Source organism: Bradyrhizobium sp. 14AA (genome assembly GCF_054185205.1).
The window spans coordinates 90559-113644 of the sequence record NZ_JAVAYM010000019.1; the positions used below are offsets into that span (position 1 = coordinate 90559).

25 protein-coding genes and 1 tRNA gene are annotated in these 23086 nt (G+C 63.8%); 3 read left to right on the plus strand and 23 right to left on the minus strand.

The annotated features are described in order from the left end of the window. Nucleotides 1-40: 40 nt before the first annotated feature. The 8 genes from RAD15_RS29155 to RAD15_RS29190 form a co-directional block, all read right to left on the minus strand. Complete coding sequence (locus RAD15_RS29155) at nucleotides 41-1375, minus strand: HlyD family type I secretion periplasmic adaptor subunit (RefSeq protein WP_458181661.1); 1335 nt, start codon at nucleotides 1373-1375, stop codon at nucleotides 41-43. Then, entirely contained in the window at nucleotides 1372-3120 is a 1749-nt protein-coding gene (locus RAD15_RS29160) for a type I secretion system permease/ATPase (protein ID WP_458181662.1), read from the minus strand. Before RAD15_RS29160 ends, RAD15_RS29155 begins: the two co-directional genes overlap by 4 nt. Nucleotides 3121-3371: 251 nt before the next feature. After that, nucleotides 3372-3641: a GlsB/YeaQ/YmgE family stress response membrane protein gene (locus tag RAD15_RS29165; RefSeq protein ID WP_458181663.1), complete on the minus strand. Its 270-nt coding sequence runs from the start codon at nucleotides 3639-3641 to the stop codon at nucleotides 3372-3374. A 188-nt stretch (nucleotides 3642-3829) separates the two neighbouring features. Continuing rightward, nucleotides 3830-4654, minus strand: coding sequence for an alpha/beta fold hydrolase (locus RAD15_RS29170; RefSeq protein ID WP_458181664.1), 825 nt, complete (start codon nucleotides 4652-4654; stop codon nucleotides 3830-3832). Nucleotides 4655-4778: 124 nt separating this feature from the next. After that, nucleotides 4779-5288: a hypothetical protein gene (locus RAD15_RS29175; RefSeq protein ID WP_458181665.1), complete on the minus strand. Its 510-nt coding sequence runs from the start codon at nucleotides 5286-5288 to the stop codon at nucleotides 4779-4781. Between the two features lie 208 nt (nucleotides 5289-5496). Then, on the minus strand, nucleotides 5497-5805 hold the full coding sequence (locus RAD15_RS29180) for an EthD family reductase (RefSeq protein ID WP_458181666.1): 309 nt from the start codon (nucleotides 5803-5805) through the stop codon (nucleotides 5497-5499). Between the two features lie 290 nt (nucleotides 5806-6095). Next, complete coding sequence (locus tag RAD15_RS29185) at nucleotides 6096-7802, minus strand: FAD-dependent oxidoreductase (RefSeq protein ID WP_458181760.1); 1707 nt, start codon at nucleotides 7800-7802, stop codon at nucleotides 6096-6098. A 39-nt stretch (nucleotides 7803-7841) separates the two neighbouring features. Further along, nucleotides 7842-8054: a hypothetical protein gene (locus RAD15_RS29190; RefSeq protein ID WP_458181667.1), complete on the minus strand. Its 213-nt coding sequence runs from the start codon at nucleotides 8052-8054 to the stop codon at nucleotides 7842-7844. Between the two features lie 318 nt (nucleotides 8055-8372). Here RAD15_RS29190 and RAD15_RS29195 point away from each other — a divergent pair. Beyond that, nucleotides 8373-8447: transfer RNA gene (locus RAD15_RS29195), tRNA-Thr, on the plus strand. A gap of 1884 nt (nucleotides 8448-10331) precedes the next feature. Here the strand turns inward: RAD15_RS29195 and RAD15_RS29200 are convergent. The 9 genes from RAD15_RS29200 to RAD15_RS29240 form a co-directional block, all read right to left on the minus strand. Next, on the minus strand, nucleotides 10332-10535 hold the full coding sequence (locus tag RAD15_RS29200; RefSeq protein WP_458181668.1) for a hypothetical protein: 204 nt from the start codon (nucleotides 10533-10535) through the stop codon (nucleotides 10332-10334). Nucleotides 10536-10806: 271 nt separating this feature from the next. Beyond that, the gene (locus tag RAD15_RS29205; RefSeq protein WP_458181761.1) at nucleotides 10807-11283 is read right to left on the minus strand and encodes a Crp/Fnr family transcriptional regulator; all 477 of its coding nucleotides are present in this window, start codon (nucleotides 11281-11283) and stop codon (nucleotides 10807-10809) included. An 88-nt stretch (nucleotides 11284-11371) separates the two neighbouring features. After that, a complete protein-coding gene (locus tag RAD15_RS29210; protein ID WP_458181669.1) occupies nucleotides 11372-11548 on the minus strand; it encodes a hypothetical protein in 177 nt (58 codons plus the stop codon). A gap of 112 nt (nucleotides 11549-11660) precedes the next feature. Next, entirely contained in the window at nucleotides 11661-12296 is a 636-nt protein-coding gene (locus RAD15_RS29215) for a ferric reductase-like transmembrane domain-containing protein (protein ID WP_458181670.1), read from the minus strand. A 4-nt stretch (nucleotides 12297-12300) separates the two neighbouring features. Then, nucleotides 12301-12789, minus strand: a complete 489-nt coding sequence (locus RAD15_RS29220; RefSeq protein ID WP_458181671.1) for a Twin-arginine translocation pathway signal — start codon at nucleotides 12787-12789, stop codon at nucleotides 12301-12303. Nucleotides 12790-13009: 220 nt separating this feature from the next. Next, on the minus strand, nucleotides 13010-13771 hold the full coding sequence (locus tag RAD15_RS29225; RefSeq protein WP_458181672.1) for a metalloprotease: 762 nt from the start codon (nucleotides 13769-13771) through the stop codon (nucleotides 13010-13012). Between the two features lie 12 nt (nucleotides 13772-13783). Beyond that, on the minus strand, nucleotides 13784-14332 hold the full coding sequence (locus RAD15_RS29230; protein ID WP_458181673.1) for a hypothetical protein: 549 nt from the start codon (nucleotides 14330-14332) through the stop codon (nucleotides 13784-13786). A gap of 70 nt (nucleotides 14333-14402) precedes the next feature. After that, nucleotides 14403-14684 (minus strand): hypothetical protein, encoded by a 282-nt coding sequence (locus RAD15_RS29235; protein ID WP_458181674.1) that lies wholly within the window; start codon nucleotides 14682-14684, stop codon nucleotides 14403-14405. A 3-nt stretch (nucleotides 14685-14687) separates the two neighbouring features. After that, nucleotides 14688-16028 carry a hypothetical protein gene (locus RAD15_RS29240; RefSeq protein WP_458181675.1) on the minus strand — a complete coding sequence of 447 codons (1341 nt, stop codon included), beginning with the start codon at nucleotides 16026-16028 and terminating at the stop codon, nucleotides 14688-14690. Nucleotides 16029-16373: 345 nt separating this feature from the next. Here RAD15_RS29240 and RAD15_RS29245 point away from each other — a divergent pair, with 345 nt between their 5' ends. Then, nucleotides 16374-17381 (plus strand): LLM class flavin-dependent oxidoreductase, encoded by a 1008-nt coding sequence (locus RAD15_RS29245; RefSeq protein WP_458181676.1) that lies wholly within the window; start codon nucleotides 16374-16376, stop codon nucleotides 17379-17381. Nucleotides 17382-17529: 148 nt separating this feature from the next. Here RAD15_RS29245 and RAD15_RS29250 read toward each other — a convergent pair whose 3' ends face one another. Genes RAD15_RS29250 through RAD15_RS29275 form a run of 6 tightly spaced genes read right to left on the minus strand, consistent with a single transcriptional unit; the run spans nucleotide 17530 to nucleotide 22143 of the window. Next, the gene (locus RAD15_RS29250) at nucleotides 17530-18405 is read right to left on the minus strand and encodes an amidohydrolase family protein (protein WP_458181677.1); all 876 of its coding nucleotides are present in this window, start codon (nucleotides 18403-18405) and stop codon (nucleotides 17530-17532) included. A 13-nt stretch (nucleotides 18406-18418) separates the two neighbouring features. Then, nucleotides 18419-18811, minus strand: coding sequence for a RidA family protein (locus RAD15_RS29255; RefSeq protein WP_458181678.1), 393 nt, complete (start codon nucleotides 18809-18811; stop codon nucleotides 18419-18421). 24 nt (nucleotides 18812-18835) lie between these two features. Continuing rightward, nucleotides 18836-19639, minus strand: a complete 804-nt coding sequence (hpaH, locus tag RAD15_RS29260; protein WP_458181679.1) for a 2-oxo-hept-4-ene-1,7-dioate hydratase — start codon at nucleotides 19637-19639, stop codon at nucleotides 18836-18838. A gap of 3 nt (nucleotides 19640-19642) precedes the next feature. Further along, a complete protein-coding gene (locus RAD15_RS29265; protein ID WP_458181680.1) occupies nucleotides 19643-20503 on the minus strand; it encodes a fumarylacetoacetate hydrolase family protein in 861 nt (286 codons plus the stop codon). 53 nt (nucleotides 20504-20556) lie between these two features. Continuing rightward, the gene (locus RAD15_RS29270) at nucleotides 20557-21174 is read right to left on the minus strand and encodes a flavin reductase family protein (protein ID WP_458181681.1); all 618 of its coding nucleotides are present in this window, start codon (nucleotides 21172-21174) and stop codon (nucleotides 20557-20559) included. 3 nt (nucleotides 21175-21177) lie between these two features. Continuing rightward, on the minus strand, nucleotides 21178-22143 hold the full coding sequence (locus RAD15_RS29275; RefSeq protein WP_458181682.1) for a Bug family tripartite tricarboxylate transporter substrate binding protein: 966 nt from the start codon (nucleotides 22141-22143) through the stop codon (nucleotides 21178-21180). 129 nt (nucleotides 22144-22272) lie between these two features. Here RAD15_RS29275 and RAD15_RS29280 point away from each other — a divergent pair, with 129 nt between their 5' ends. Next, the gene (locus RAD15_RS29280) at nucleotides 22273-23073 is read left to right on the plus strand and encodes an IclR family transcriptional regulator (RefSeq protein WP_458181683.1); all 801 of its coding nucleotides are present in this window, start codon (nucleotides 22273-22275) and stop codon (nucleotides 23071-23073) included. Nucleotides 23074-23086 lie beyond the last annotated feature (13 nt).

Here is a 23086-nt window from a genome sequence, read left to right on the forward strand (position 1 = left end):
TGCGCGCCAAGCGCGCTCCGGGACGACGCGCCCTCGCGCGTCACTTCTCCCTGAACGCCCGCATCAGCTGGTCGTGCAGCGGCTTCATCAGATAGGACAGCATGGTGCGGTCGCCGGTCTGGACGAAGGCCTCCACGGGCATGCCAGGGATCATCTTGACGTCGCCGAGACGGGCGACCTCTTCCGCCGGCATCGAGACGCGGATGGTGTAGTAGCTCTGGCCGGTGCGCTGGTCGGTGGTGACGTCGGGCGAGACGCGGCTGACGACGCCGTTGAGCTCGGGTGTGGTGCGCTGGTTGAAGGCGGACAGGCGCAGCAGCGTCTTCTGGCCGATCTGGAGCTTGTCGATGTCGACCGGATTGACCTTGGCCTCGACCTGGAGATCGTCGGCCTGCGGCACGATCAGCATCAGGGCATCGCCTGCGGTGACGACGCCGCCGACGGTATGCACGGTCGATTGCAGCACCATGCCGTCCTGCGGCGCGCGGATGTCGACGCGGCGGAGCTGGTCTTCGGCGGCGACCTTGCGTTCGATCAATTCGCCGATCTTGTCGTTGGTCTCGCGCAAATCCTTGGAGACCTCGCTCACCATGTCCTTGTCGACCTGGATGATCTGGAGCTCGGTCTCGGTGATCTTGCCCTTGGCCTGCGCGCGCGAAGCGATGTATTGCGCGCGCTCGCCGTTGAGACGTGCCGAGTCGCGCTCGAGCTGGGTCAGTCGCGAGATCTGCACCAGGCGCTTGTCGTAGAGGTCGCGCACGCCGGTGAGCTCGTTCTGGACCAGCGCGATCTCCTGATCCTTGGCCTTCTCCTGCGCGCTGAGACCCGAGATTTCCTCGTTGAGCTGCGTGATGCGCTCGCGGAGCTGCGCCTTCTGCCCGGTGCGGCCGTTGACGCGGACTTCGAACAGCTTGCCTTCGGCCGAGAGCAGCACCTTGACGTCGGGATCATTGGCGCGTTCGAGCAGGGCTTGCGGAAATTCGATCTTGTCGACGCCGCGCTGCTCGGCCTGCAATCGCGCCGCGCGCGCTTGCGCGGCGTCGAGATTCTTGGTGACGATGGCGAGGTTCGCCTTGGTGACGGTGTCGTCGAGCCGTATCACGATGTCGCCGGACTTGACGACGTCGCCGTCGCGGGCGCGCAGCTCGCCGACCACGCCGCCGGTCGGGTGCTGCACCTTCTTGACGTTGGATTCGACGACGATCTGTCCCGGCGCAATCAGTGCGCCGGAGATGAGTGCCGTCGATGCCCAGCCGCCGAGACCGACAGTCAGAACGAGCACGATCACGAGGCCGAGCATCAGGTGAAACCGGATCGACTGCCGCACGGTCCTCTTTGCGGCGGGCTTCGGGCCGCCGATGGCCATCGTGCTCATGACTTCGGCACTCCGCCTTCGCTGACGATCTTGATCGGAGCCGGCGGCGTCACGCGCGGCTGGAGCACCTGGGCGAGCACCTGCTCCTTCGGGCCGAAGGCCTGCATGCGGCCATCGCGCAGCACCAGGATCTGGTCCATCGCCTCGACACCAATGGGCCGGTGCGCCACCACGATGACGATGGCGCCACGCTCGCGTGCGGAGCGAATGGCGCGGGTCAGCGCCTCGTCGCCTTCGGTATCCAGGTTGGAATTGGGCTCGTCGAGCACGATCAGGAACGGATTGCCATAGAGCGCGCGCGCCAGCGCCACGCGCTGGGCCTGGCCTGCCGAGAGCGCGGCACCCTGCTCGCCGACTTGCGTATTGTAGCCCTCGCGCATCTTGATGATCATCTCGTGCACGCCGGCGTCCTTGGCCGCGGCGATGATGCCGTCGGAGGTGGCCTCAGGATCAAAACGGCTGATGTTCTGCGCGATGGTGCCGCCGAACAATTCGACGTCCTGCGGCAGATAGCCGATGTGGCGGCCGAGCACGTCGGACGACCATTGATCGAGCGCTGCGCCGTCGAGCCGCACCTTGCCGCGGACGGGCTGCCAGACGCCGACCAGCGCGCGGATCAACGACGACTTGCCGGAGCCGCTCGGGCCGATCACGCCGAGGCCGTTGCCGGCGACGAGCGCGAAGGTGATGTCCTGCACGATAAGGCGCTGGTCGCCCGGCGGCACCATGGTGACGCCTTCGACCGAGAGGCGGCTGGTGGGTGCCTGCAACTGGGTCGGCATCGTCTGCGCCGGCATCTGCTCCAGGAGACGCGTGAGGCGCTGCCAGCTCTGGCGCGCCGCGACGAAGGATTTCCAATGCGCGATGGCGAGATCGACCGGCGCCAGCGCACGGGCGGACAGGATCGAGCCGGCAATGATGATACCGGCGGTCGCCTCCTGGTGGATGACGAGATAAGCGCCGACCGCGAGCACGGCCGATTGCAGCATCATGCGCAGCACTTTTGCGACCGCGCCGAGACCGCCGGCGACATCGCTCGCGCGCTGATTGCCGGCGAGGTATTTTTCGTTGGCCTCGCTCCAGCGCTGGTTCATCCGGCCGGCCATGCCCATCGACACCATGACTTCGGCGTTGCGGCGGCTGGCCTGGGCGAGGTCGTTGCGCTGGGCCGCAAGCCCCATCGCCTCCTTCGCCGGCTGGCGGGACATGAATTCGGTGACCAGCGTCAGCCCGACCAGGATGATGGCGCCGACCAGCGCGGTGACACCGATCATGACGTGGAAGGCGAAGCAGATGGCGAGATAGAGCGGCAGCCAGGGCAGGTCGAAGAACGCGCTCGGGCCCATGCCGCCGAGGAAGGAGCGGACATTGTCGAGGTCGCGCAGCGGCTGCAGCCCCTCGTTGCGGCTGCCGACCAGGAGCGGCAGGCGCACGATGGTGTCGAACACGCGCTTGTTCAGCGCATCGTCCAGCGCAGTGCCGACCCGCCCGAGGATCCGATTGCGGATCATGTCGAGCACGCCCTGCGCCATGTAGAGGAAGCTGGCGAGGATGATCAGACCGACCAGGGTCGGAATGCTGCGGCTCGGCAGCACCCGGTCATAGACCTCCAGCATGAAGATCGACCCGGTCAGATAGAGCAGGTTGATCATGCAGCTCATCAGGCCGACGCCGATGAACGCCGTGCGACAAGCGCGCAGCGCCTCACCGAGCTCTGAACGGCGGACGCCGGATACGGCTGCCATCAGTCTGATCTCTTTCCGGTGGGGGCCAAAGCCCCTGATTTCAATGGCGAATTCAGGGGTAACTGACCTGGATTAACATCGCGTTTTCCGCTCGTCCAACGCAGTCGAATTAATCCAGGACCCTACTGAGCCACATCTACCCCGACCGGCCTTCCGCGCAAGCCCGGAATTCCACAGGCTTGCGGCTTTTTCTTGCAGGCTTTCCGCCCCTTCCGGGGAAAGGCAGAGGCTGAAAGGTCGGAATCGGGAAGCTAGAAGCGACCGCCGCCGCGCACCAGCCGCACCACCAGCAGCAGGATGACCGCACCGATGGCCGAATAGACGATCTCTGAAACGAGGCCGGTACCGATTCGGATGCCGAGCTTTGGAAACAAAAAGCTCGCGACCAGGGCGCCGGCGACGCCGACCACGATGTCACCGATGATGCCGAACCCGGTTCCGCGCACCACCTTGCCGGCCAGCCAGCCGGCGACCAGGCCGACGAACAGGATGACGAGCAGGCCTTCATTGGAAATGTACATAAGTGAGGTCCCCTTGGCATGAACGACCTCATGGAACGGGAACCGGGATGAATGGGGTCTGAATGCTGTTCGCGGCGGGCTGGTTGTCCCCGCCCGAACACGGGCAGCGGAGCGCGTGGCAACTCCTCTCCCCCACCCTCCCCCGCAGGATCCTGTTCAGACCCTGGAGGGGAGGGAAAGATCAGCCATCACTCCCTGAAAAACGCCAACAGGTCGGCGTTGATCGTCTCGGCGTGCGTGGTCGGCATGCCGTGCGGAAAGCCCTTGTAGGTTTTCAGGATGCCGTTCTTGAGCAGCTTGGCCGACAGCGGCGCGGAATCGGCGTAAGGCACGATCTGGTCGTCGTCGCCGTGCATCACCAGCACGGGCACGTTGATCTTCTTCAAATCCTCGGTGAAATCGGTCTGCGAGAACGCGACGATGCCGTCGTAATGCGCTTTCGCGCCGCCCATCATGCCCTGGCGCCACCAGTTCTCGATCACCGCTTCCAGTGGTTTTGCGCCGGGGCGGTTGTAGCCGTAGAACGGGCCGGCGGCGATGTCGCGATAAAATGCCGAGCGGCCGGCGGCGAGCTGGGCCTGGAAATCGTCGAACACGCTCTTCGGCAGGCCGCCGGGATTGGCCGCGGTCTGCACCATCAGCGGCGGCACCGCCGAGAGGATCGCGGCCTTCGCGACGCGGCTCTCGCCGTGGCGCGCGATGTAGTGCACGACCTCGCCGCCGCCGGTGGAATGGCCGACATGGATGGCCTTCTTCAGGTCGAGATGCGCGGTGAGCGCGGCGAGATCGTCGGCATAGTGATCCATGTCGTGGCCGTCGGCGACCTGCGCCGAACGGCCGTGGCCGCGGCGGTCATGGGCGACGACGCGATAGCCGCGCGTGACGAAGTACATCATCTGCGCGTCCCAGTCGTCCGACGACAGCGGCCAGCCATGGCTGAACACGATCGGCTGGCCCGAGCCCCAGTCCTTGTAGAAGATCTCGACGCCGTCCTTGGTGGTGATGGTGGGCATGAATGGCTCCTTCAGTGAGAATCAGTCCGGGGCCCGCGAGACGCGAGCCGACGAGGCGGAGATGGTCATGCGACGATGCGAGGTCGAGACCTCGCACCGGCCTGCAGCGATGAGAATCGTGTGATCAGGCGAACGTCATCGGCCTGTAGCGCCGCCATGCGCCGATCGTGAGCACCACGAAAAACACCAGCACGATGCCCTGCACCACGGCGAACACGGGACCCGCCGGCGGCGCCGGCGGCACGGCGGGCGCAAGCGCGGCGAGCGCCGGCACCTTCAGGAACGACTGGATCACCAGCACGAAGACGTTGAAATACAGCGAGACCATCGCCGTCACGATATAGACCGGGCGCCAGACGCCAGCGAGCTTCATGCCGTACAGCGCGAAGCAGGCGATCGCGAGCAGCACCAGCGAGAGGATGCCGATCATGTGCGAGGGCAGCAGCTCCTTGAACGGAAACAGGAAGCCGGTGGCACTCGTGAGGATCGTGAACAGCAGGAAGATCGCGGTGAGGCCCGGCATTGACTTCGAGCCGAGCAGGCCGAACATCACGACGAAGCCGGCGGCGATGGCGATCAGGCTGATGATGACATGGACCAGCGTGAAGGCGGGCAGGCTTAATCCAAGGACCATGACATCTCTCCTGCTCGTCCAACATTGAAGTCAGGAGATTGATATTACGGTCCTCATGAGATTACCACCTGCGCAGGCGTCACACTTGCGCGTGCAGCCATGCGTCATCGTGCGAATCGACAAACGCATGACTGATTTTTTTGCATCGCTGTCGCAAACGACGGCAATTTGTAGCGACGAGGCCTTCAACGAAAGTTGAATCGATCCTTCACACTTCCTTGGTGTCGAAGATCAAGAGGTCGGCGCCGCCGCTGGCGAATTTCGGCACGTCGCCTGCGGCCGCCTTGCCCGCTTCGCTGCCGAAAGCTTTCTGGATGTCAGCCACGCTGTCGAAGCTGAGGATGGCGACGAGGTGGATTCCGGAAGGTCCGGCGGGCGAGCCGACTGCACCGGTGCTGACCGCGTACTTCTTCAAGCCGGGAAGTTTCTTCGCGAGCGGAATGTGGGTCTCGGCATAATGCTTGTCGAAGGCCGCAGCATCCTTGGGCGTCTTGTAGAGCACGACGAGTTCAGCCATTGAGTTAGTCCTCCCGTTTGACGTTTTGTGGAGATCCTCATGGTGAGGGGCGCCTCAGCGCCGTCTCGAACCATGAGAGGTCCGGATGCATCCGGGCCTTCGTCCTTCGAGACGCGGGCTTATGGCGCGCTCCTCAGGATGAGGGATAGTCTGTGGGACGCGGCAAGATGGCAAGCCGGATTCGTCTTGCCGTCTCCTTGTCTTGTCCTTGACTTATTGTTTGAGCACGATCTTCCCGGAAAACCGCTCCACTCGTTTCGCTAACGCGGCCCGTCGGCTCCGGACCGTGCCTAGAGCGCCGGTTTCGCGGCGTCGCCGAGATAGCCGTGCAGGGAGGCCACGACCTGCGCGCCCTCGCCGATGGCGCCGCCGACGCGCTTGACCGAGCCGGAGCGGACGTCGCCGACGGCGTAGACGCCGGGCACCGAGGTCTCCAGCGGCGCCACGAGCTTGCCCTGGTTCAGCTCGGACTGCGCGCCCGTCACGACGAAGCCGCCGCGATCGAGCGTCACGCCGCAGCCGTCGAGCCATGAGGTGGCGGGATCGGCGCCGACGAACAAAAAGAGGTTGCGGATGTCGGCGGAATCCTCGTCCGCAGACAGCCGGCTCTTCCAGCGGATCCGCCGCAGCAGCGCGGTCTCGTCGCCTTCCAAGGCCGTGATCTCGGTGTTGAACAGCAATTCGATGTTCGGCGTCGCTTCGATGCGCTCGATGAGATAGCGCGACATGCTGGCCCCCAGGCCGCCGCCGCGGATGATCATCAGCACGCGCTTGGCATGGCCCGACAGGAACACCGCGGCCTGGCCCGCCGAATTTCCGGCACCGACCAGCGCCACCTCCTCGCCGGCGCACAGCTTCGCCTCAACGGGGGATGCCCAATACCAGACGCCGCGGCCCTCGAACCTGTCGAGGCTCGCGATCTCCGGCCGGCGATAGCGCGCGCCGCTGGCGACCACCACCGCGCGCGAGCGCAAGGTGTCGCCGCAATCCAGCGCCAGCGCGAAGGTGCCGTTGGGGCGCGAGCAATCCAGCGAACTCACCGACATCGGGATCATGATGTCGGCGCCGAATTTCTGCGCCTGGGTGAAGGCGCGCCCGGCCAGCGCCTGGCCGGAGATGCCGGTCGGAAAGCCCAGATAGTTCTCGATGCGCGCGCTGGCGCCGGCCTGGCCGCCGAAGGCGCGGGTGTCGAGCACGGCGACCGAGAGTCCTTCGGACGCCGCATAGACCGCCGTCGCAAGTCCCGCCGGTCCGCAGCCGACGATCGCGACGTCGTAGATGCGATTATCCTTGGCACCGCCGATCATGCCGATGGCGCGGCCGAGCTCGATTTCGCTGGGATTGCGCAGCACGGTGCCGTCCGCGGTGACGACCAGCGGCCAATCCTCCGGCTTCGGCGAATAGCGCGCGATGATCTCGGCCGCGTCGTGCTCGCTATTGGGGTCGAGCAGATGATGCGGCTGGCCGTTGCGGGTGAGAAAGCCCTGCAGGCGCACCACGCCGGCGGAGTTCGACGGCCCGATCAGCACGGGGCCGCCGATGCCGCCCTGGATCAAATTGACCCGGCGCAGGATCAGCGCGCGCATGATGCGCTCGCCAAGATCGGCTTCGGCCACCAGCAGCGCGCGCAGCCGGTCCGGCGGAACCAGCAGCACCTCGACATTGCCCTCGGCACGGCCGTCGACCAGCGCCGGCCGGCCCGAGAGCTGGCCGAGCTCAGCCAGGAACTGCCCCGGCCCCTGGTCGATCACCGGCGTGACGTGGCCGAGCCCGTCGCGCTGGGTGATGGCGACATGGCCGGACAGAATCACGAACATGCCCGGCCCGGGCTTGCCGGTTTCGAACAGCAGCTCGCCGTCTTTATATTGCCTGACCTCGCCGAAATGGCGCAGGCGCTCGATCTCGGCCGGCACCAGCGCCGGAAAGGTCTGCTCGGGGCGTGTGAACTGCGCCATGAGCGCCTCTCTGCCGGTTCGTTGCACCTCGTCTTGCGCCATCGTCATTCTCGCTCATTCCAAAATTCTGACCGTCCGCTTTCAACTGCGGGTCTTGCCGGCGATCCCCTCATTTAGGGAATCATCGTCGTTCTGCGAGGGCTCGGTGCTTGCGGCGCGTTCGCGCGCCTGCACCTTCCGCCGCTTCAGGTTTTCGCGCAGGGCCGATTTCAGCCGGTCGTCCCGGGACGCCCGATCCTGTTTCGAATCTTGTCTCGAATCTTGCCTCGCGCTCTTGTCGTTCTCGTCAGCCATCACCGGTCCATCACTGCGATCGGCGATACCATGCCCCATGAATTTGGCAGCTCAAGAGCCCCGCGCGATCCGATCGTGCGAAACTCGAAATGGATCGAATCCGGTGCCGCCGGCAACTGGCCAGTTGGCGGGGGATATCGGGACCCGAATCGACGGAAAGTCGGCCGTTTCGAGCCAAAAGGGGCATTTTGGCCCCGATATCGACCCGATTTTCTCGTTCTGGCGGGCCTAGCAAGCTTGCACAGGAGGGGGGCTTGTGGCAGATATCGGCCCGCTTGGTAGGCCCCTCGTGGCGGCCGATTCTAGATCCCAGCATATGCTGCCGTAGCTCAGTGGTAGAGCACTCCATTGGTAATGGAGAGGTCGACAGTTCAATCCTGTCTGGCAGCACCATTCTCTGGCTCTCATCACGCACAGATCGGCATTCTCGCGGCTCGAAACGCCCGAGTTCTGCTTCCGTCCGTCACCCTCTTCTTGGAAGAGGGCGCGGGGAAGACCGGGTGCCGGCTGGCACCCATGACCCGCTGCGCGAAGAATTTGCACGCGCAAATGCGCAGGCGGAAAACAGGTGGGCCGGAAAACACCCGGCCTTCCCTGCGCGGTGGGCTGACGGCTTATGCGCGCTCTCCCCGGAGCCGAGTTCCTTCTGGCCTCCGTCCCCTCGCGAATTGGCGATGCCTCGAGACCCGGTCGAGCCCCGATCCATCTCCGCAAGGCTTGACCGTAGCAACGACGGTCAGGACCACACGTTTTCGCCGTACGCGTCGGCCCGGCTTCGCCCAAGAGGGCTTCGCCGGACACAGCGCCGTCCGTCCGCACACTCGCCAAGACCTCACGAGGTTCATCTCGCCCTGGTCCGTCTTCGCGTGCCCGACGCTGCCGCGTCCACCGCCCCCCGACCCACGTTCGTGACGACGTACGATCGCCCCTCTCCCTGGACCGGGATGGCGAGAGAATGCCGCAATTCCGAATTTCGGTAAAGTGGAATATTTTTGTTGATGGGGATTGACGGGTTTTGCGCGGGAGGTGGGTGTTTTGCCCGACGGGTCAGAGCGGCGTGCATGGCGAACCCAAGCCCGCCGCCCCATCCGACAACCTGATGCCGGGGCTCCGACCGGTTGGGCCGCGCAGGTAAGGTTAATTCTTCCTTTCGATTGTCGGTAAAATTTTATCGATTATCGTCTTTGTCATTGATGACGAACTTGGGGGCTTCGATAGTGCTTGCGTTTTGCCTGATCGTGACTGGGACTGCGCTGCTTCTCTCCGGCCTGGTTGCCTTCGGCTTTCACAGGAATTCGCTGCACTCGATGGCGCTGCTGTAGGTGGACGAGCCTTCCCTGAGCGTCCGGCTTTCTCCGGCTTAGCTCGTCGGATGAATAGAGCGACTTGTCCGCCGTAGCTCAAAGAGCGAAGGCGGAAGCGAAACCCATCAATGCCGCTCGGTGACGAAGCATGATGGGTTTCGCAAGTGCTCTACCCATCCAATGCGACGATCACCTCTTCCCGCCTGCCCCCTCTGCCGCAAGCCATCACCACGCCTCACGGGTCAATGATGTGCATGCCGCGATCATGACCGCATCGAACCATGCCGTTGGGAGGATCGGTAAATGGGCTTTCGAACAGCGCATCGCACTTGGTCCAGAGATCTCCATGCCGTTGACCTCTATATCCGGTACACCCGCAGGACCACGGTCCATGAGGAGGGCTCGTAGAGAGGGGCTCGAAGGCGCCGTACTTGCCTGTACATCCACAGATCTCAGGATTCGCAACGGTCCGATCGCCGGGTCCGCCCATGACGCACCTCCAGGATGTGTTGTGACCTGATACTACCAAATTGTGGGAGTGGGGCCACCCTTGTTTCTTGCTACGTGCAAGCGGCGGGCCGTCGCGGACCATGCGGTCGATGCAATCGCACTGTCCGATTGCCCTCCAAATTCATGGTGATAGTGTCACGTTTCGCGGTCTGTCCGGGAGGACACAATGGGATGGTTTGACGGGCTGTTTGGAAGGACGTCGTCGCCTACGACCCCACTCTTTGCGAGATTCAGGCGGAAATCACGGGCTCCGACTGATCCTGATCTTCTGAAGATTGCCAAAGACCGAAAAGGGCATGTTTCGAGGAGAGCCGTGAGAGATGAATACAATCGGCTGCTCCTGGAGAAGTACGCGCACGATAAGTCGTGACTTCTAAGTCGCAGGACGGACGGAGCGAAGCGAAGCCCATCGAGGCTTTGCCCGATGAAGAGACATGATGGGTTTCACAAGTGCTCCCATCCGCTAAGGTAAGCCACGGCCGCGCGACGGCGTAGCAAGCAAGACCATCATCACAAACAGCGGAATGAACAGCACAATTGTAAGCGGCAGCAGCAACGCCAAAGCTTCAAAGCCGCGAATGAAGAAACGAACGATGCCATATGCCCCCGTCGCGGCCAGCGCAAAGGCGACTATCACTGCGACCAAATAGCGGACCAGTCTGTGCATATCTTACACTTATACTAGTCCCCCATAATTTGGCGATGGCCTACTTTGGCGCTTGCGCCTTGATCTTGAGGTGGTGAGGTTCTTAGCTTGTAGGACGGGTAGAGCGACTTGTCCCCCGTAGCTCAAAGAGCGAAGGCCATCAATTCCTTGCGCGCAGCTCGTAGGATGGGTTGAGCCCTTTGCGAAACCCATCAAATCCTTCGCGCCGTGAAGAAACATGATGGGTTTCGCAAGAGATCAACCCATCCTACAAACTACAAACTGCGTACGCTCACTCATCGTCAACCGCCTCATGCCCGGCAAAGCGATCATCAGCACGGCGCAGGCGTCGGCACAGCTCGCGATTGATGTTTTGCAGGACAATCACGTAGGCGTGGATGTCGGCCTTGTAGCAGGCGTAGAGTTTTGGGGCCGTCAGCTCGTACAGCACCGTCGGGGTCTCCGCGATCACCGTGGCGGAGCGGTTCTGCATTTCGATCAGCGTCATCTCGCCGAAGAAATCGCCGGGGTTCAGAACGGAAATCGGAATGACGCTTCCCGAAGTCGCGCGCTTGCTCACCGCCAGCCGGCCGGACTTGACGATGAACATCGAGCGTCCCGGCTCGCCTTCCGCCACGACGGTTGCTCCGGCATCGAGGCGGCACTCGACCAGCATCGACATCAGGAGGTCGAGACCTGGATCCGGGAGACCGCCGAAGAACGGCGTCGCCAGCAGGAACGCTTTCAGATCGGGGGCCGCGACAGTCATCGCGCAAGGATACGCCTCGCTGCCATTTGCGGCAAGCGCGTCGGGGTCTACCGAACTCGCCCTTATCCCTCCTCGACAATGGTGCTGTTCAGCTACGCTTGTCCTGTTGTCGTTCAAGGCGGAGCCTCTGCGCTCTCATACGCTTTATCTCTTCATTGAGAGTGTCGGTCTTTTCATCGAGGCGCGAGTTCTTTGATTTCGGCTCGTCGCGCTGACGAATCTTTTCGAGTGCTTTCTCAACCGAGAGCTTGGTCGAATCGGCCATGATATCCCTCCAGGAAAGAATCGAAACAGCCTGTTTGGAAAGTGAAAATGAAGCCAAGTCTTGGAGTGTTGAGGTAAGTCAAACGTGCACTGAAAGTCGGCTCATTCCTGGCTCACTGCCGCGCAATGCTCTCGCCCCGCGGCGACCGCTTTCTCCCAATCTTCAGGTCAATCATGACCTTTGCCGTCACCGCGAGAACAGCTGCGCACAGCACCGCCTTCGATATCGTCTCCATCGTCCCCTCGATCAGCAGGCAATGGGCCACGCTGCCTGCGACGATGACGATCGCCAGCGGAATGTGGACGATGCGCCAGGTTCGCAGCCGCAGTCCCAATCGGCGGCGCAGCGCAGCCAGAAGCGCAACGGCGAAGATGGCCCACATTGCGGTCACGCCAAAGGGTGAGAACGGCGTCGGCGACGAGAAGGTCAGGGCATCGATCATGTCAGGCGGACTGGTGATCCAGAGGCCGGCGACATGGATCACGATCGCCGCGACCAGCGTGCCGCCGATCCAGTGATGGGCACGCCGTCCACGATAGGCCGGGAAGCCCGGCAGATATCCGCCGACCAGCAGGGGCTGAACCAGCACGAGACCGAGGGCGATGATCCCGGCAAATCCGGCCAGGATGTAGACCGGAGCGCGCCATGCGAGCTGCTCGCTCGTTGCCGCCGCCGCGATCGGCACGCCAATCACCAAAGCAAGGGCGACCCAGATCAGGATCACCCGAACCAATTTCCACCCCGCCATTCGCTCAGGCCGGCTGAAGGACGAAGTGCGCCTCCAGGCTGGTCTCCTTTGCGCTCCGCATCACCGGCCGCAGGAAGACGGTTTTGAACTCACCGCTGTCATAGGCGAGGTGACCATGCGGCTGGCCGAAGATGGGAATGATCTGCGGCATCTCGAGCCGGAACTTGCCGTCCTTGTCGGTGAGCGTGGCACCATGGCTCTGCGGCTCGTGCTCCTGTCCTTCGACCGTGTGCGCCCAGATCTGGATGCGCTGCCCGGCGAGCGGGGCCCCGTCGCCGGCACGGCGCACGGTGCCGCTCATCCAGAAGCCGCCCTTGCCGATGCGATCCACGATCGCCGCGCCCTTGCGGTAGTTGTTCGCCCCGCCCGACATGGTTTCGGTCGGTGCGACACCGTCCGCGCGGGCCGGCAGCAAGAGGCCGGAAGCTCCGGCTGCCAGAATCGAGCCGCCGGCAACGAGGAGATTGCGGCGGTTGAGTACGACAATGCTCATGTCTGTTCCTCCGGGCGACCGGGCAGTGGCTCCTTCAAGGATACAACAACAAGCGTGAAACGCCCAGTTGGGACGACGGGCGCAATGGGTCGCAATGACAGTGTTGTGAACGGGGGCGCAATCTGCGCAACTCGTTTCCGGCTCGAACCGTGGCCCGTCGCAAGGGCGCTAGGGAAGCAACGCTGCGCCCGATTCCTCGTCCGGAAGCGAAACAGCGGTGTCAGAAATTCTCCATGATGTACTTCCCACCGATAGTGATCGCGTCCAGCAGCGGCTTCCTGTCATCGTGCCCGGTCTGGTAACCTTTGACGATTGCCTGTCCTCGCTCCTCCGGCGTGCCATGATGGTCTCTGTCGTTGATCAGGGTGTCTCCGAACTTGAATTGCGTCATGGCGACGACGGCCGCGTTGAAACTCGGCTTCTCCCACTTTCGTACACCCGCGAAATAACCGGCAAAAAAATCGGCGTGCAGTTCCAGCCGTTTCACCGTGGTCTGTCCGTCGAGAAGAATCTTGTCCAGCTTCAGCTTGAACTGGAGGATGTGTCCGAACTCGTGGGCACAGACCGCGACAACCCCCGCATCCGGTGCCTCGGGCCGTGCCAGTAGCTCCTTCAGATACCGCCGTCCGAAAAGGACAGTCCCATCGGTACCAGCCACACGCTTCCTATCGGTGGCAAACGCAGCCGGAGCATCATCGTCGTCGTAATAGGCGAATGCGGGGGTGACATTCAGACAATCGGAAATCCTGTTCAAGGTCTGCGCCAGCGCATAGTCGAAGTCCTTGTCCCCTGACGTGAGGATCATCGGTACATCGCCGTTGGGCCTCCGCGCATCCTGCTCGTTGCCGAGAATTTTGTCGGCCTCGCTACTCGATAGGCTGCAGCCATAGATCGGATTATGGCGGCTTCCGCCTGCCGCCGCGCCGACGATGTCGAAAAGAAGAAGACCACAACCCGCGATACAACATCTCCGTGTAAGCATCTGCACGCCTCCCTAGCAGAGGTTTGGAAATTTCCGACAGGCCTCGGAGGTCTTGTCCGCCGGAGGTGGAGTCTCCGACGGCGGATTTGGCGCGCTGCCCGGGGTCGGAGCTGCCATTTTGGGAAGTGGCACGGGTTGAGCCGGCAGCGGCTGGGGCGTGGGGTTTCCAACGTTGAAGTTCGCGTACTCGATCCGGTTGGTGTAGAGGCTGATGCCGAGCTGCCAGGTCGATACGCCGTTCTGATGCTGCGCCACCATGGAGTAGACCGGTCCTGCAGGAAGCTGCGTCTGCCCACTCACCACGACATTGGTCACCGGCCCGAGGTAATACAGCTGCGTGTAGACGCCGGTGCCGTTCGTCTGCATGGCGATCGTCTGCCAGAGCTGGGGACTATACCAGCCTGCGTTCGGAGTGCCCGTCTGCAATTGCTGGATGACCGCAGTCAGGATTTGACGAGGGTCCGCCTGTGCCGACGCTGTCCTCGTCGCCGGTGCCTGAAGCAGGCAGGCCAACACCGCCGCGATCAAGAATCTGATCGGTATCCTCGACATCATCTGCATCCCCCGACACTCACGAACCGATCACATGGCGCGACATCCGAGATCCCCCTCGTTTTCGCCGTCCCGACGATTACTTGATTTGTTCAGACTTGCTCCTGATGTCCGTATCCGTCCGAGGCACGACGACCGGCCGGTCCGCAGGCAGGCGATTGACGCCCGGAGCAGAATTGAATGAGCTTGTTCCGCCTCCGGTCCCCTGACCTGAGCCAATGCCGGAACACATGATCCGGCAGCCGAGTTCGCTCTGGTCGCATTTGCACTCCGCGGCAACGCGACTCAAGAGCTCGCCCTGGCGCAACGGAAACGCGATCAGCAGCAAGCCGGCCAACACCAATGTTTTGCGTGCGGTCATCTTTCACTCCACGGGCCTGAAACGAACGCTCTTGAAACCGACCACGACCGGGCGGGGCAACAACGTATCCGGCAGCAGCACGTTTGACGTTGCGCGGCGCTCGAAGCCGATTGCCCCGCCCAGCGGATTGTTCGCGCTGGCCGGCTGCGCCGAAGGAGATGGCGACGGTTTGCCGTCGGGTTCGGCGCGGCTGCCAGCCGTGCCCCCATTTGCCGGAGCGGGTTGCGCTGCAATGGCCGGCAGTGGCGCGGCCGGCTGGTTCAGCCCCAGATTTCCCCGCGTCCCGCCATCTTCGCCCATGCTGGTTTGGATCGAGCGGGCCAGGAATACGCGGCTGACGAGAGCAAGCTCGACTGAAAAGCGTGGCCGCTCGACTTTCGTCTTCCGGTCTATCACCTTGTCGTCGATCCTCTTCCCGATCAGGATCGAAAGCTGCTTGCGTAGCCCCAGCTCCGAGCAGAACAGCTTCGTCGCGGAGGCCTGACAAAAATCAAGGAGCCGAAGCTCCGCCGGAACCGCAGGAACGCCGTAGGTTTCGGTGGCCGAAAACCTGACCTCGACCGTTTCGGTCGAACTGGCGTCCGCGCCAAACCCGCCGCTCAACAGCTCCGACATTGCGCTTGCGCTGCCGTTGGCCCGCTTCACATTGGTGATGGTGAAGCGCGGGAACAACACGAGCGGAAGCGAAGTCCGGGTCGCAGGCGGCTTGAACAGCGACTCGGTGGAGATCGTCTGCGGCCAGACCTGTCCATCATGGTCGGGCCGGGCATTCGTGGCGGGAAATTGATAGACTGCCCGATAGGCATCCTCGATTTCCCGGGTCATATCGAGATGCAGCAATTTGATCGAGCGCCCCGCAAACGGCTCGTCCGCCGCTGAATCGGTGGCCTCGTCGTCGGTGATCATCGCGAAGACGTCGCCAACCTGGATGTCCTCGACCGGCGGATAGACCGGCTCGAAGCCGAGCTTCTGGATGGCCTCATTCCATTGCTTCGCCACCGACAGCTTGGGCTGCTCGCCGGACCCCGCCCAATGGACCGCTGCGAATGTCGCGCCTGCCGCAACGACGAGGCCGATCACAATCGAGGCCCTCACAATCCAGGCCTTGTAGCCCCGTTTGACCGGGGGAGTAGACTCGTCAGCAGGATCGCCCATGACCCAACTCTCTATTTCCATCACGCGGCGCGGGCAGCTTGCGGCTGCGACGCCTTGCCAAAACATTTGCAGCGAGCCCAGCCACCCCGCCGGCTGCCCGCCCGCGACGACGCTGCATCGGCAACCAATCTCGTTGGGATGTCGCTTCGTTCGCCAAACACGACTTCGAGTAATAGCGTCACTAAACATGAAACTCGCTGTGGTTGCTACTCCCAATTCGGACAATCCCGGCAATTGGTGAGTGGGCAACAGCCGCGACCCGGACGCGCGTTCGCGCCGACGCGCGCTTGACGACCTCATCGAAAGGGCGATGCCGCTGGCCTGGCGATGGCCCGTCAGACCGGAGTGGCAGCGGAAATTCCACGACATTTCGCATTGTTCAAAAAACGAAGCTATTTCAATGTAATACCGATCCGTTCGCGCCGCGATGGCGTCCTCGATGAGTAAACTGCGGCGCTAACATTCCCGTCGACGGACACTACATGTGAAAGCCCGACGCGCGTTCCCGGCGCGTCCTCTCACCGGTGCCCTCGCATGATCCCCTTCTCCGTGCTCGACCTCGCTCCCATCCGCCAGGGCGGCGATGCGGCGCAGGCGTTTGCCAATTCGCTCGATCTCGCCCGGCATGCCGAGGCCTGGGGCTACAAGCGGTTCTGGCTTGCCGAGCATCACAACATGACCGGCATCGCGAGCGCCGCGACATCCGTGGTGATCGGCCACATCGCGGGCGGCACCAAGACGATCCGCGTCGGCTCCGGCGGGATCATGCTGCCGAACCATTCGCCGTTGATCATCGCCGAACAGTTCGGCACGCTGGAGTCGCTCTATCCCGGGCGGATCGATCTCGGACTTGGCCGCGCGCCGGGCACCGACCAGCTCACCGCGCGGGCGCTGCGGCGCGATCTCGCCACCAGTTCCGAGAATTTCCCGCACGACGTGCTGGAATTGCAGGCGCTGCTCGGCGACATCAAGCCGAACCAGACCATCCGCGCCGTGCCAGGCATGGGGACCAAGGTGCCGCTCTGGATCCTTGGCTCCAGCACCTTTGGCGCTCAGCTTGCCGCGATGCTTGGGCTGCCCTTCGCCTTCGCCTCGCATTTCGCGCCGCAGATGATGATGCCGGCGCTGCGCGAATATCGCGCACGCTTCGAGCCCTCAGTGCAGCTCGACAAGCCCTATGCGATGGTCGGCGTCAACGTGTTTGCGGCGGACAGCGACGAGGAGGCGCGGCGCATGTTCTCCTCGCTGCAGCAGCAGTTCATCAACCTGCGGCGCGGCACGCCGGGCCCACTGCCGCCGCCGGTGGACGACATGGACGCGCTGTGGTCGCCGGCCGAGAAGGCCATGGTCGGCCAATCGCTGTCATGCTCCGCGGTCGGCACACCCGAAGTGGTCGAACAGAAGCTGAAGGCGCTGATCGCCGAGACCGGTGCGGACGAGCTGATGACGACGGGGCAGATCTACGACCATGCCGCGCGGCTGCGCTCGTTCGAGATCGCGGCGAAGGTGCGGGATCGGTTGGCGAAGCAACCGGTGGTGTGAGTACGGGGACCACGCCCGTCATTGCGAGCGCAGCGAAGCAATCCAGAATCTTTTCAGCGGCGGCAGTCTGGATTGCTTCGTCGCGTCAGCGCAAAATTGCTACGCAATTTTGTCGCGAGCTCCTCGCAATGACGCGGAGGGTCTGGCGCTAATCCGGAAAGCCGAACAGCTTGGCCGGATTGTGCACGAGGATCTTCTCGAGTTCCGCCTGGTCGGGTGCGTAGCGGTACATCAGCTCCAGCAGATCGGCGTCGTTGGGCGGCTGCTTGACGGAGACCGGGTGCGGCCAGTCGCTGGCCCAGACGCAGCGGTCGACGGCCGCGTCGATATAGGCGCGCGCGATCGGGATCACGTCGTCATAGGGCGGGCCGGCCTTCGAGGTCTTCTCGCCGAGCGACAGCATCACCCAGAAATTGCCCTTCTTGAGCAGCTCGAGCATCTTGCGCAGATTCGGATCGTCCTTGCCGGCTTGCGGATCGGGGCGCGCCATGTGGTCGATCAGCACGGGCACGTCGAGATTCTCGTATTTGGCGACGCTGGAGACGATGCCATCCTTCTCGGGCTGGATCTTGACGTACCAGCCGAGTTCGCGAATGCGGGCGATGGCGCGGGCGAAATCGGCATCCGAGAGCACGGCACCGAGCTCCTGGCGGAAGCTGAAGCGCGCGCCGCGCACGCCGGCGTCGTGCAGCCTGGCAAGATAAGAGTCGTTCGCCTCGGCGAACACCAGCGCATTGGCGCAGCCGCGATAGTTCGGGCCCATCGCGGCGAGGCCGTCGAGCACGACGGCATGGTCGGCGCCGTACGTCGTGGTCTGCACGATGATGCCGCGCTCGATGCCGAGCGTCTTGTGCACGCGCAGCGCCGCTTCCCAGGTCGCGGTCGGCATCCGATAGGCCGCACCGGGGCGCTCCGGATATTTGTCGATGGGCCCCAGCACGTGAAACTGGCTGTCGACGGTCTTCGGCGGCGGCGCCTTGATCGGGCGGCGCGGGTTGGGATCGAACGGCAGATAGGTCGGCATGCGGAAGGCTCCCTCAGTCGATCACGGCGGTGAAGTCGCACTGCACCAGCGCGCCGCCGTCCATGTTGTCCATCGGCAGGGCGTGGCGTGCCGGGCGCGAATGCTCGTCCGGAAACATTTTTAGCCACTCGACATTGACGGGCCCGCGTTGCGTGCGGTCCTTCAGCCACACCGTCATCTTGATGATGTCGGAGGTCGAGCCGCCGGCAGCTTCCACCGTCGCCTTCATATGCGCGAACATGTTGGCGCATTGCGCATCGAGACTTTCCGGCATCACGCCGGCCGCATCGCGGCCGAGGATGACACCCGACATCACGAGATTGCCGATGCGGCAGGCGTTCGGGATCGGATTGGCGTGCTTGAAGCCGCCGATGTGAATGCTCTTGCGCCGCGTTGGGCCTGACATGATGCGCTCCCTCTTCTTGTTGGTTCAGACGAACTGGCAGGACACCGAGCCGAACGCGCCGTAGTCGGCATGAAAAGTGTCGCCGCGACGGATGTCGACGGGACGCGTGAACGATCCCGCCAGCACCACCTCGCCGGCCTTAAGATGCTCGTCATGCGGCGCGAGGCGGTTGGCGAGCCAGGCGATGCCGTTCGCGGGGTGATTGAGCACGCCGGCGGCAAGACCGGTCTCCTCGACCTCGCCGTTGCGGAACAGCAGCGCGCCGATCCAGCGCAGGTCGGCATCCAGGGGTCGGAACGGCCGACCGCCCAGCACCAGCGCGGCATTGGCCGCGTTGTCCGAGATCGTGTCCATGACTTTGCGCGTCCTGCCGGTCTCGGGATCGACGCGATGCATGCGCGTCTCCAGGATTTCCAGCGCGGGCGTGACGTAGTCGGTGGCGTTGAGCACGTCGAAGATAGTGCAATCGGGCCCGCGCAGCGGCGCCTTCAGCACGAAGGCGAGTTCGACCTCGATGCGCGGCGCGTGAAAGCGGTCGAACGGGATCGGCGTCGCATCGGCATAGAACATGTCGGCGAACAGCACGCCGTAATCGGGCTCGTTGATGCCGACCGCGTTCTGCATCGCCTTCGAGGTCAGGCCGATTTTGTGCCCCTTGATGACGCGGCCGCGGCCGAGCTGGAGCTTGGTCCAGGCGCGCTGGACGGCGTAGGCATCCTCGATGCTGAACTCGGGAAACTCCTTCGAGAACATCGGGATCAGCGCCTTGGTGCGCTCGGCTTCATCGAGGCGCGCGGCAAGGCGTTCGATCGTGGCAGCATCCAGCATGATCTATTGCTCCGCGGCCACTTTGTTGCGCAGCACGCCGATGCGGCTCGACTCGACCTCGACGACGTCGCCGACCTTGAGCCAGCGCGGCGGATCGAAGCGGACGCCCGCCCCCGTCGGCGTGCCCGTCACGATCATGTCGCCGGGCTTCAGCGTGGCGAAGGTGGAGAGATAGGAGATCAGATAGTCGAACGGGAACATCAGCCGCTCGGTGGTGTCCTGCTGACGCACCTCGCCGTTGACGCGGGTGATGATGTCATGCGGCCCGCGCGGGTCGAGCTCGTCCGCGGTGACGATCCACGGGCCGATGCTGCCGGAACGGTCGAAGTTCTTGCCCTGCGTGACGTTGAACTTGCCGTGGCGCAGCCAGTCGCGGATCGTGCCCTCGTTGCACAGCGTCATGCCGAAGATGTGCGACCACGCCTTCTCGCGCGGGATGTGGCGGCCGCCCTGCCCGATCACGATGACGAGCTCGCCTTCATAGTCGAGTTGGTCCGAAACCTTGGGCTTTTCCAGCGTCTGGCCGGAGCCCGTCATGGACGACATGCTGCGCACGAACAGGCTCGGATATTTGGGCAGGTCCGAATTGTCCTTGTATTCGGCATTGCGCTCGGCGTAGTTGACGCCGATGCACCACAACTTTTCAGGCGCCAGCACCGGCGGCAGCAGGACGAGTTTTTCCAGGGCGTAATCGGGCTCTTGTCCAACGACCGCCTCCTGCGCATCGCCGAGCGCGTTGGCCGCGATCAACGCCTTCACGTCGGAATAGTCGCGGCCGATCCGCTTCGTCAGATCGACCACGCCGCCCGCAACGGCCGCGCCGTAGCGCGGCTCTCCGTCCAAGAGATAGCTTACGAGTCGCATTGTCGTTCTCCAATGATCCTGGGACGCGTCGGCTTGCGCACAAGGTCGCGCGCTCAGTCTTTCGATTTCGGGGTCTGGAAGACGGTGTTCAGCGTGACGATCTCGCCGAGGCGGGCGTAACGCGGACCGCCGATGCGGGCGATCGGGTCGAGCGCCTTGGTCTCGACCTTGCCGTCGGTCACGAGGCCGTCGCGCAAATGGAACATCACGACCTCGCCAACGATGAGGCGGCTGCGCGCGTCGCCGAATTCGAGGCACTGCCGGAAGCGGCACTCCATCGCAACGGGCGCCGCCGCAAGCCTGTGCACCTTGATGCGCTCGCAGGACAGCGTCTCCAGCCCGAGATGCTCGACCTCGCTGATCTCAGGCGGATGCTCGACGGAGCTGTCGTGCACCGCCGACATCAGCGGGGTATCGGCGATGTGGATGACGTATTCCTCGGTGTCGAGGATGTTGTGCGCGGTGTCCTTGTAGTCGGCGCCCTTGCGGCCGACACTGATGGCGAGCATCGGCGGCTTCTGCGAGACGAAGGTGAAGGCGCTGAAGGGCGCGAGGTTGAGCACGCCGGAGCGCGACAGGCTCGTCACCCAGGCGATCGGGCGCGGCACCACGATGCCGGTCATCAGCCGGTAGATGCGCTCCGCGCCAAGTTCGGTTGGGTCGATCCGCATCGATCAGTCAGCCCTGATGTTGGCTTTGCGCACGACCGGAATCCACTTGGCGTCCTCGCGCTCGAGATAAGCCTTGAACTCGTCCGGCGTCATCGGAACGGCTTCGCCGCCGAGCTTCTCGAACTTGTCGACCACGGCCGGGTCCTTCAGGATTCCGACCAGCGTCTCGTGCAGCTTCTCGACAACAGGCGCCGGCGTACCGGCAGGCGCGAACAGGCCGGTGAAAGTCTGGCCGTCAAAGTCCTTGTAGCCGAGCTCGGCGAAGGTCGGGACGTCAGGCAGCGACTTCAGGCGATGCGGGCTGGTGACGGCCAGCGCCCGGAACAGGCCGGCCTTGATGTGCTGGAGGCTGACCGTGAGCTGGTCGAATGCGAACTGCACCTGCCCGCCGAGCAGATCGTTGATCGCCGGCGCGTTGCCGCGGTAATGCGCGGTGACCCATTGCAGCTCGAGGTTCGACTGCATCAGTTCGCTGAGCAGATGGTTGGTGGTGCCGGGGCCGGGCGAAGCCATGGTCAGCTTGCCCGGCTCGCGCTTGGCGAGCTCGAGAAACTCCTTGAGCGTGGTTGCCTGCACCGACGGATGGACCTCGAGCACCAGCGGCGTCATCGAGATCGTCGAAATGGGGAGAAAATCCTTCTTCCAGTTATAGGCATCGCGCTTGTTGATCTCGGTCGCGAACAGCACCGGGCCGTTGGCGCCGACGAACAGCGTGTAGCCGTCGGGCGGCGATTTCGCGAAGGCCTCGCCCGCGATCATGCCGCCGGCGCCGGCCTTGTTCTCGATGATGAAGGGCTGGCCGAGCTTTTCCTGAAGCTTGTCGGCGACGATGCGCGCGGCGCTGTCGACGTTGCCGCCGGCGGGATAGGGCACGATCAGCTTGACGCTGCGCGCCGGCCATTGCTGGCCTGATGCCGGTCCCGCCAGCATCGCCGCTGCGGCAGCTATGGCAATCCAGATTAATCTCATGTTAACCTCCCGGTAGCGCTTCCAATTCACTTCGGATGCCCTGGCCTAGCACACGGCATCTCGATCGGAGCGCAATCTCCAGACGCACACTTTACCTGTCGAGTGAATTGTGGCGTTCTTGTCCATATTATGGACAGGACAGATTCCTCGAGATTCGCCCGCGGCGCCATGGAACCACGGCAGGGTGCGCAGGCGATCCGGCGCGCGCTCGCCGTGCTGCGCATTCTTGCCGCAGGCCGCGAGGACGGCGTGCCGCTGACCGAGGTGGTGCAGGCGACCGGCCTCACCCGGCCGACCGTGCATCGCATCGTCCACGTGCTGATCGAGGAAGGCATCGTCGAGCGGCACACCAGAACCGGCCGCTACGCGATCGGCAACCAGGTGCCGGAGCTTGCGCTCGCACGGGCGCGGCCGTCGCGGCTGCTGATCGCCGCCAATCCGTCGATGCAACGTGCGTCCGCCGAGATCGGCGACACGCTGTTCCTGACTGTGCGCACCGGCAACGACACACTGTGCGTCGATCGCAGGATCGGCGTCTACCCGATCCAGGTGCTGTCGATCGAGATCGGCGCGCGCCGGCCGCTCGGCGTCTCCAGCGCGGGCGTCGCCATCCTCGCCGCGATGCCGGCGCAGGAGGCGCGAAAGATCGTCGCAGCCAACGAGACAAGGTTCGAGGCCTACCGGACCGATGCGGCGACCGTGCTCGGCGAGGTCACCGCCGCAAGACGGCTGGGGTACGGCATGAGAGAGATTGGCCTCGTGCAGGGCACAAAGTCGATCTCGACCTGGATCAAGACGCCGGACGGGCGCCCCGCGGCTGCGATGACCGTCTCCGCCGTTCGAACGAGGCTCGGGCCCCGCCGCGAGCAGGAGGTCGCGGAGATCCTGCTGCGGGAAGCGCGGATTATCGAGCAGGCCATCGGAGGATAGCTTCCGCCTCTCC

Bases quoted from the DNA above. Each gene is read 5' to 3' on its own strand.
- RAD15_RS29255 (WP_458181678.1), bottom strand. From the start codon at position 18,811: ATGTCAGGCCCAACGCGGCGCAAGAGCATTCACATCGGCGGCTTCAAG.
- RAD15_RS29235 (WP_458181674.1), bottom strand. From the start codon at position 14,684: ATGACCGCACGCAAAACATTGGTGTTGGCCGGCTTGCTGCTGATCGCG.
- RAD15_RS29265 (WP_458181680.1), bottom strand. From the start codon at position 20,503: ATGCGACTCGTAAGCTATCTCTTGGACGGAGAGCCGCGCTACGGCGCG.
- RAD15_RS29230 (WP_458181673.1), bottom strand. From the start codon at position 14,332: ATGCAGATGATGTCGAGGATACCGATCAGATTCTTGATCGCGGCGGTG.
- RAD15_RS29215 (WP_458181670.1), bottom strand. From the start codon at position 12,296: ATGGCGGGGTGGAAATTGGTTCGGGTGATCCTGATCTGGGTCGCCCTT.
- RAD15_RS29280 (WP_458181683.1), top strand. From the start codon at position 22,273: ATGGACAGGACAGATTCCTCGAGATTCGCCCGCGGCGCCATGGAACCA.
- RAD15_RS29210 (WP_458181669.1), bottom strand. From the start codon at position 11,548: ATGGCCGATTCGACCAAGCTCTCGGTTGAGAAAGCACTCGAAAAGATT.
- RAD15_RS29160 (WP_458181662.1), bottom strand. From the start codon at position 3,120: ATGGCAGCCGTATCCGGCGTCCGCCGTTCAGAGCTCGGTGAGGCGCTG.
- RAD15_RS29275 (WP_458181682.1), bottom strand. From the start codon at position 22,143: ATGAGATTAATCTGGATTGCCATAGCTGCCGCAGCGGCGATGCTGGCG.
- RAD15_RS29250 (WP_458181677.1), bottom strand. From the start codon at position 18,405: ATGCCGACCTATCTGCCGTTCGATCCCAACCCGCGCCGCCCGATCAAG.
- RAD15_RS29245 (WP_458181676.1), top strand. From the start codon at position 16,374: ATGATCCCCTTCTCCGTGCTCGACCTCGCTCCCATCCGCCAGGGCGGC.
- RAD15_RS29155 (WP_458181661.1), bottom strand. From the start codon at position 1,375: ATGAGCACGATGGCCATCGGCGGCCCGAAGCCCGCCGCAAAGAGGACC.
- RAD15_RS29165 (WP_458181663.1), bottom strand. From the start codon at position 3,641: ATGTACATTTCCAATGAAGGCCTGCTCGTCATCCTGTTCGTCGGCCTG.
- RAD15_RS29190 (WP_458181667.1), bottom strand. From the start codon at position 8,054: ATGGCTGACGAGAACGACAAGAGCGCGAGGCAAGATTCGAGACAAGAT.
- RAD15_RS29175 (WP_458181665.1), bottom strand. From the start codon at position 5,288: ATGGTCCTTGGATTAAGCCTGCCCGCCTTCACGCTGGTCCATGTCATC.
- RAD15_RS29205 (WP_458181761.1), bottom strand. From the start codon at position 11,283: ATGACTGTCGCGGCCCCCGATCTGAAAGCGTTCCTGCTGGCGACGCCG.
- RAD15_RS29225 (WP_458181672.1), bottom strand. From the start codon at position 13,771: ATGCTTACACGGAGATGTTGTATCGCGGGTTGTGGTCTTCTTCTTTTC.
- RAD15_RS29270 (WP_458181681.1), bottom strand. From the start codon at position 21,174: ATGCGGATCGACCCAACCGAACTTGGCGCGGAGCGCATCTACCGGCTG.
- hpaH (WP_458181679.1), bottom strand. From the start codon at position 19,639: ATGCTGGATGCTGCCACGATCGAACGCCTTGCCGCGCGCCTCGATGAA.
- RAD15_RS29170 (WP_458181664.1), bottom strand. From the start codon at position 4,654: ATGCCCACCATCACCACCAAGGACGGCGTCGAGATCTTCTACAAGGAC.
- RAD15_RS29185 (WP_458181760.1), bottom strand. From the start codon at position 7,802: ATGGCGCAAGACGAGGTGCAACGAACCGGCAGAGAGGCGCTCATGGCG.
- RAD15_RS29200 (WP_458181668.1), bottom strand. From the start codon at position 10,535: ATGCACAGACTGGTCCGCTATTTGGTCGCAGTGATAGTCGCCTTTGCG.
- RAD15_RS29220 (WP_458181671.1), bottom strand. From the start codon at position 12,789: ATGAGCATTGTCGTACTCAACCGCCGCAATCTCCTCGTTGCCGGCGGC.
- RAD15_RS29180 (WP_458181666.1), bottom strand. From the start codon at position 5,805: ATGGCTGAACTCGTCGTGCTCTACAAGACGCCCAAGGATGCTGCGGCC.
- RAD15_RS29240 (WP_458181675.1), bottom strand. From the start codon at position 16,028: ATGTTTAGTGACGCTATTACTCGAAGTCGTGTTTGGCGAACGAAGCGA.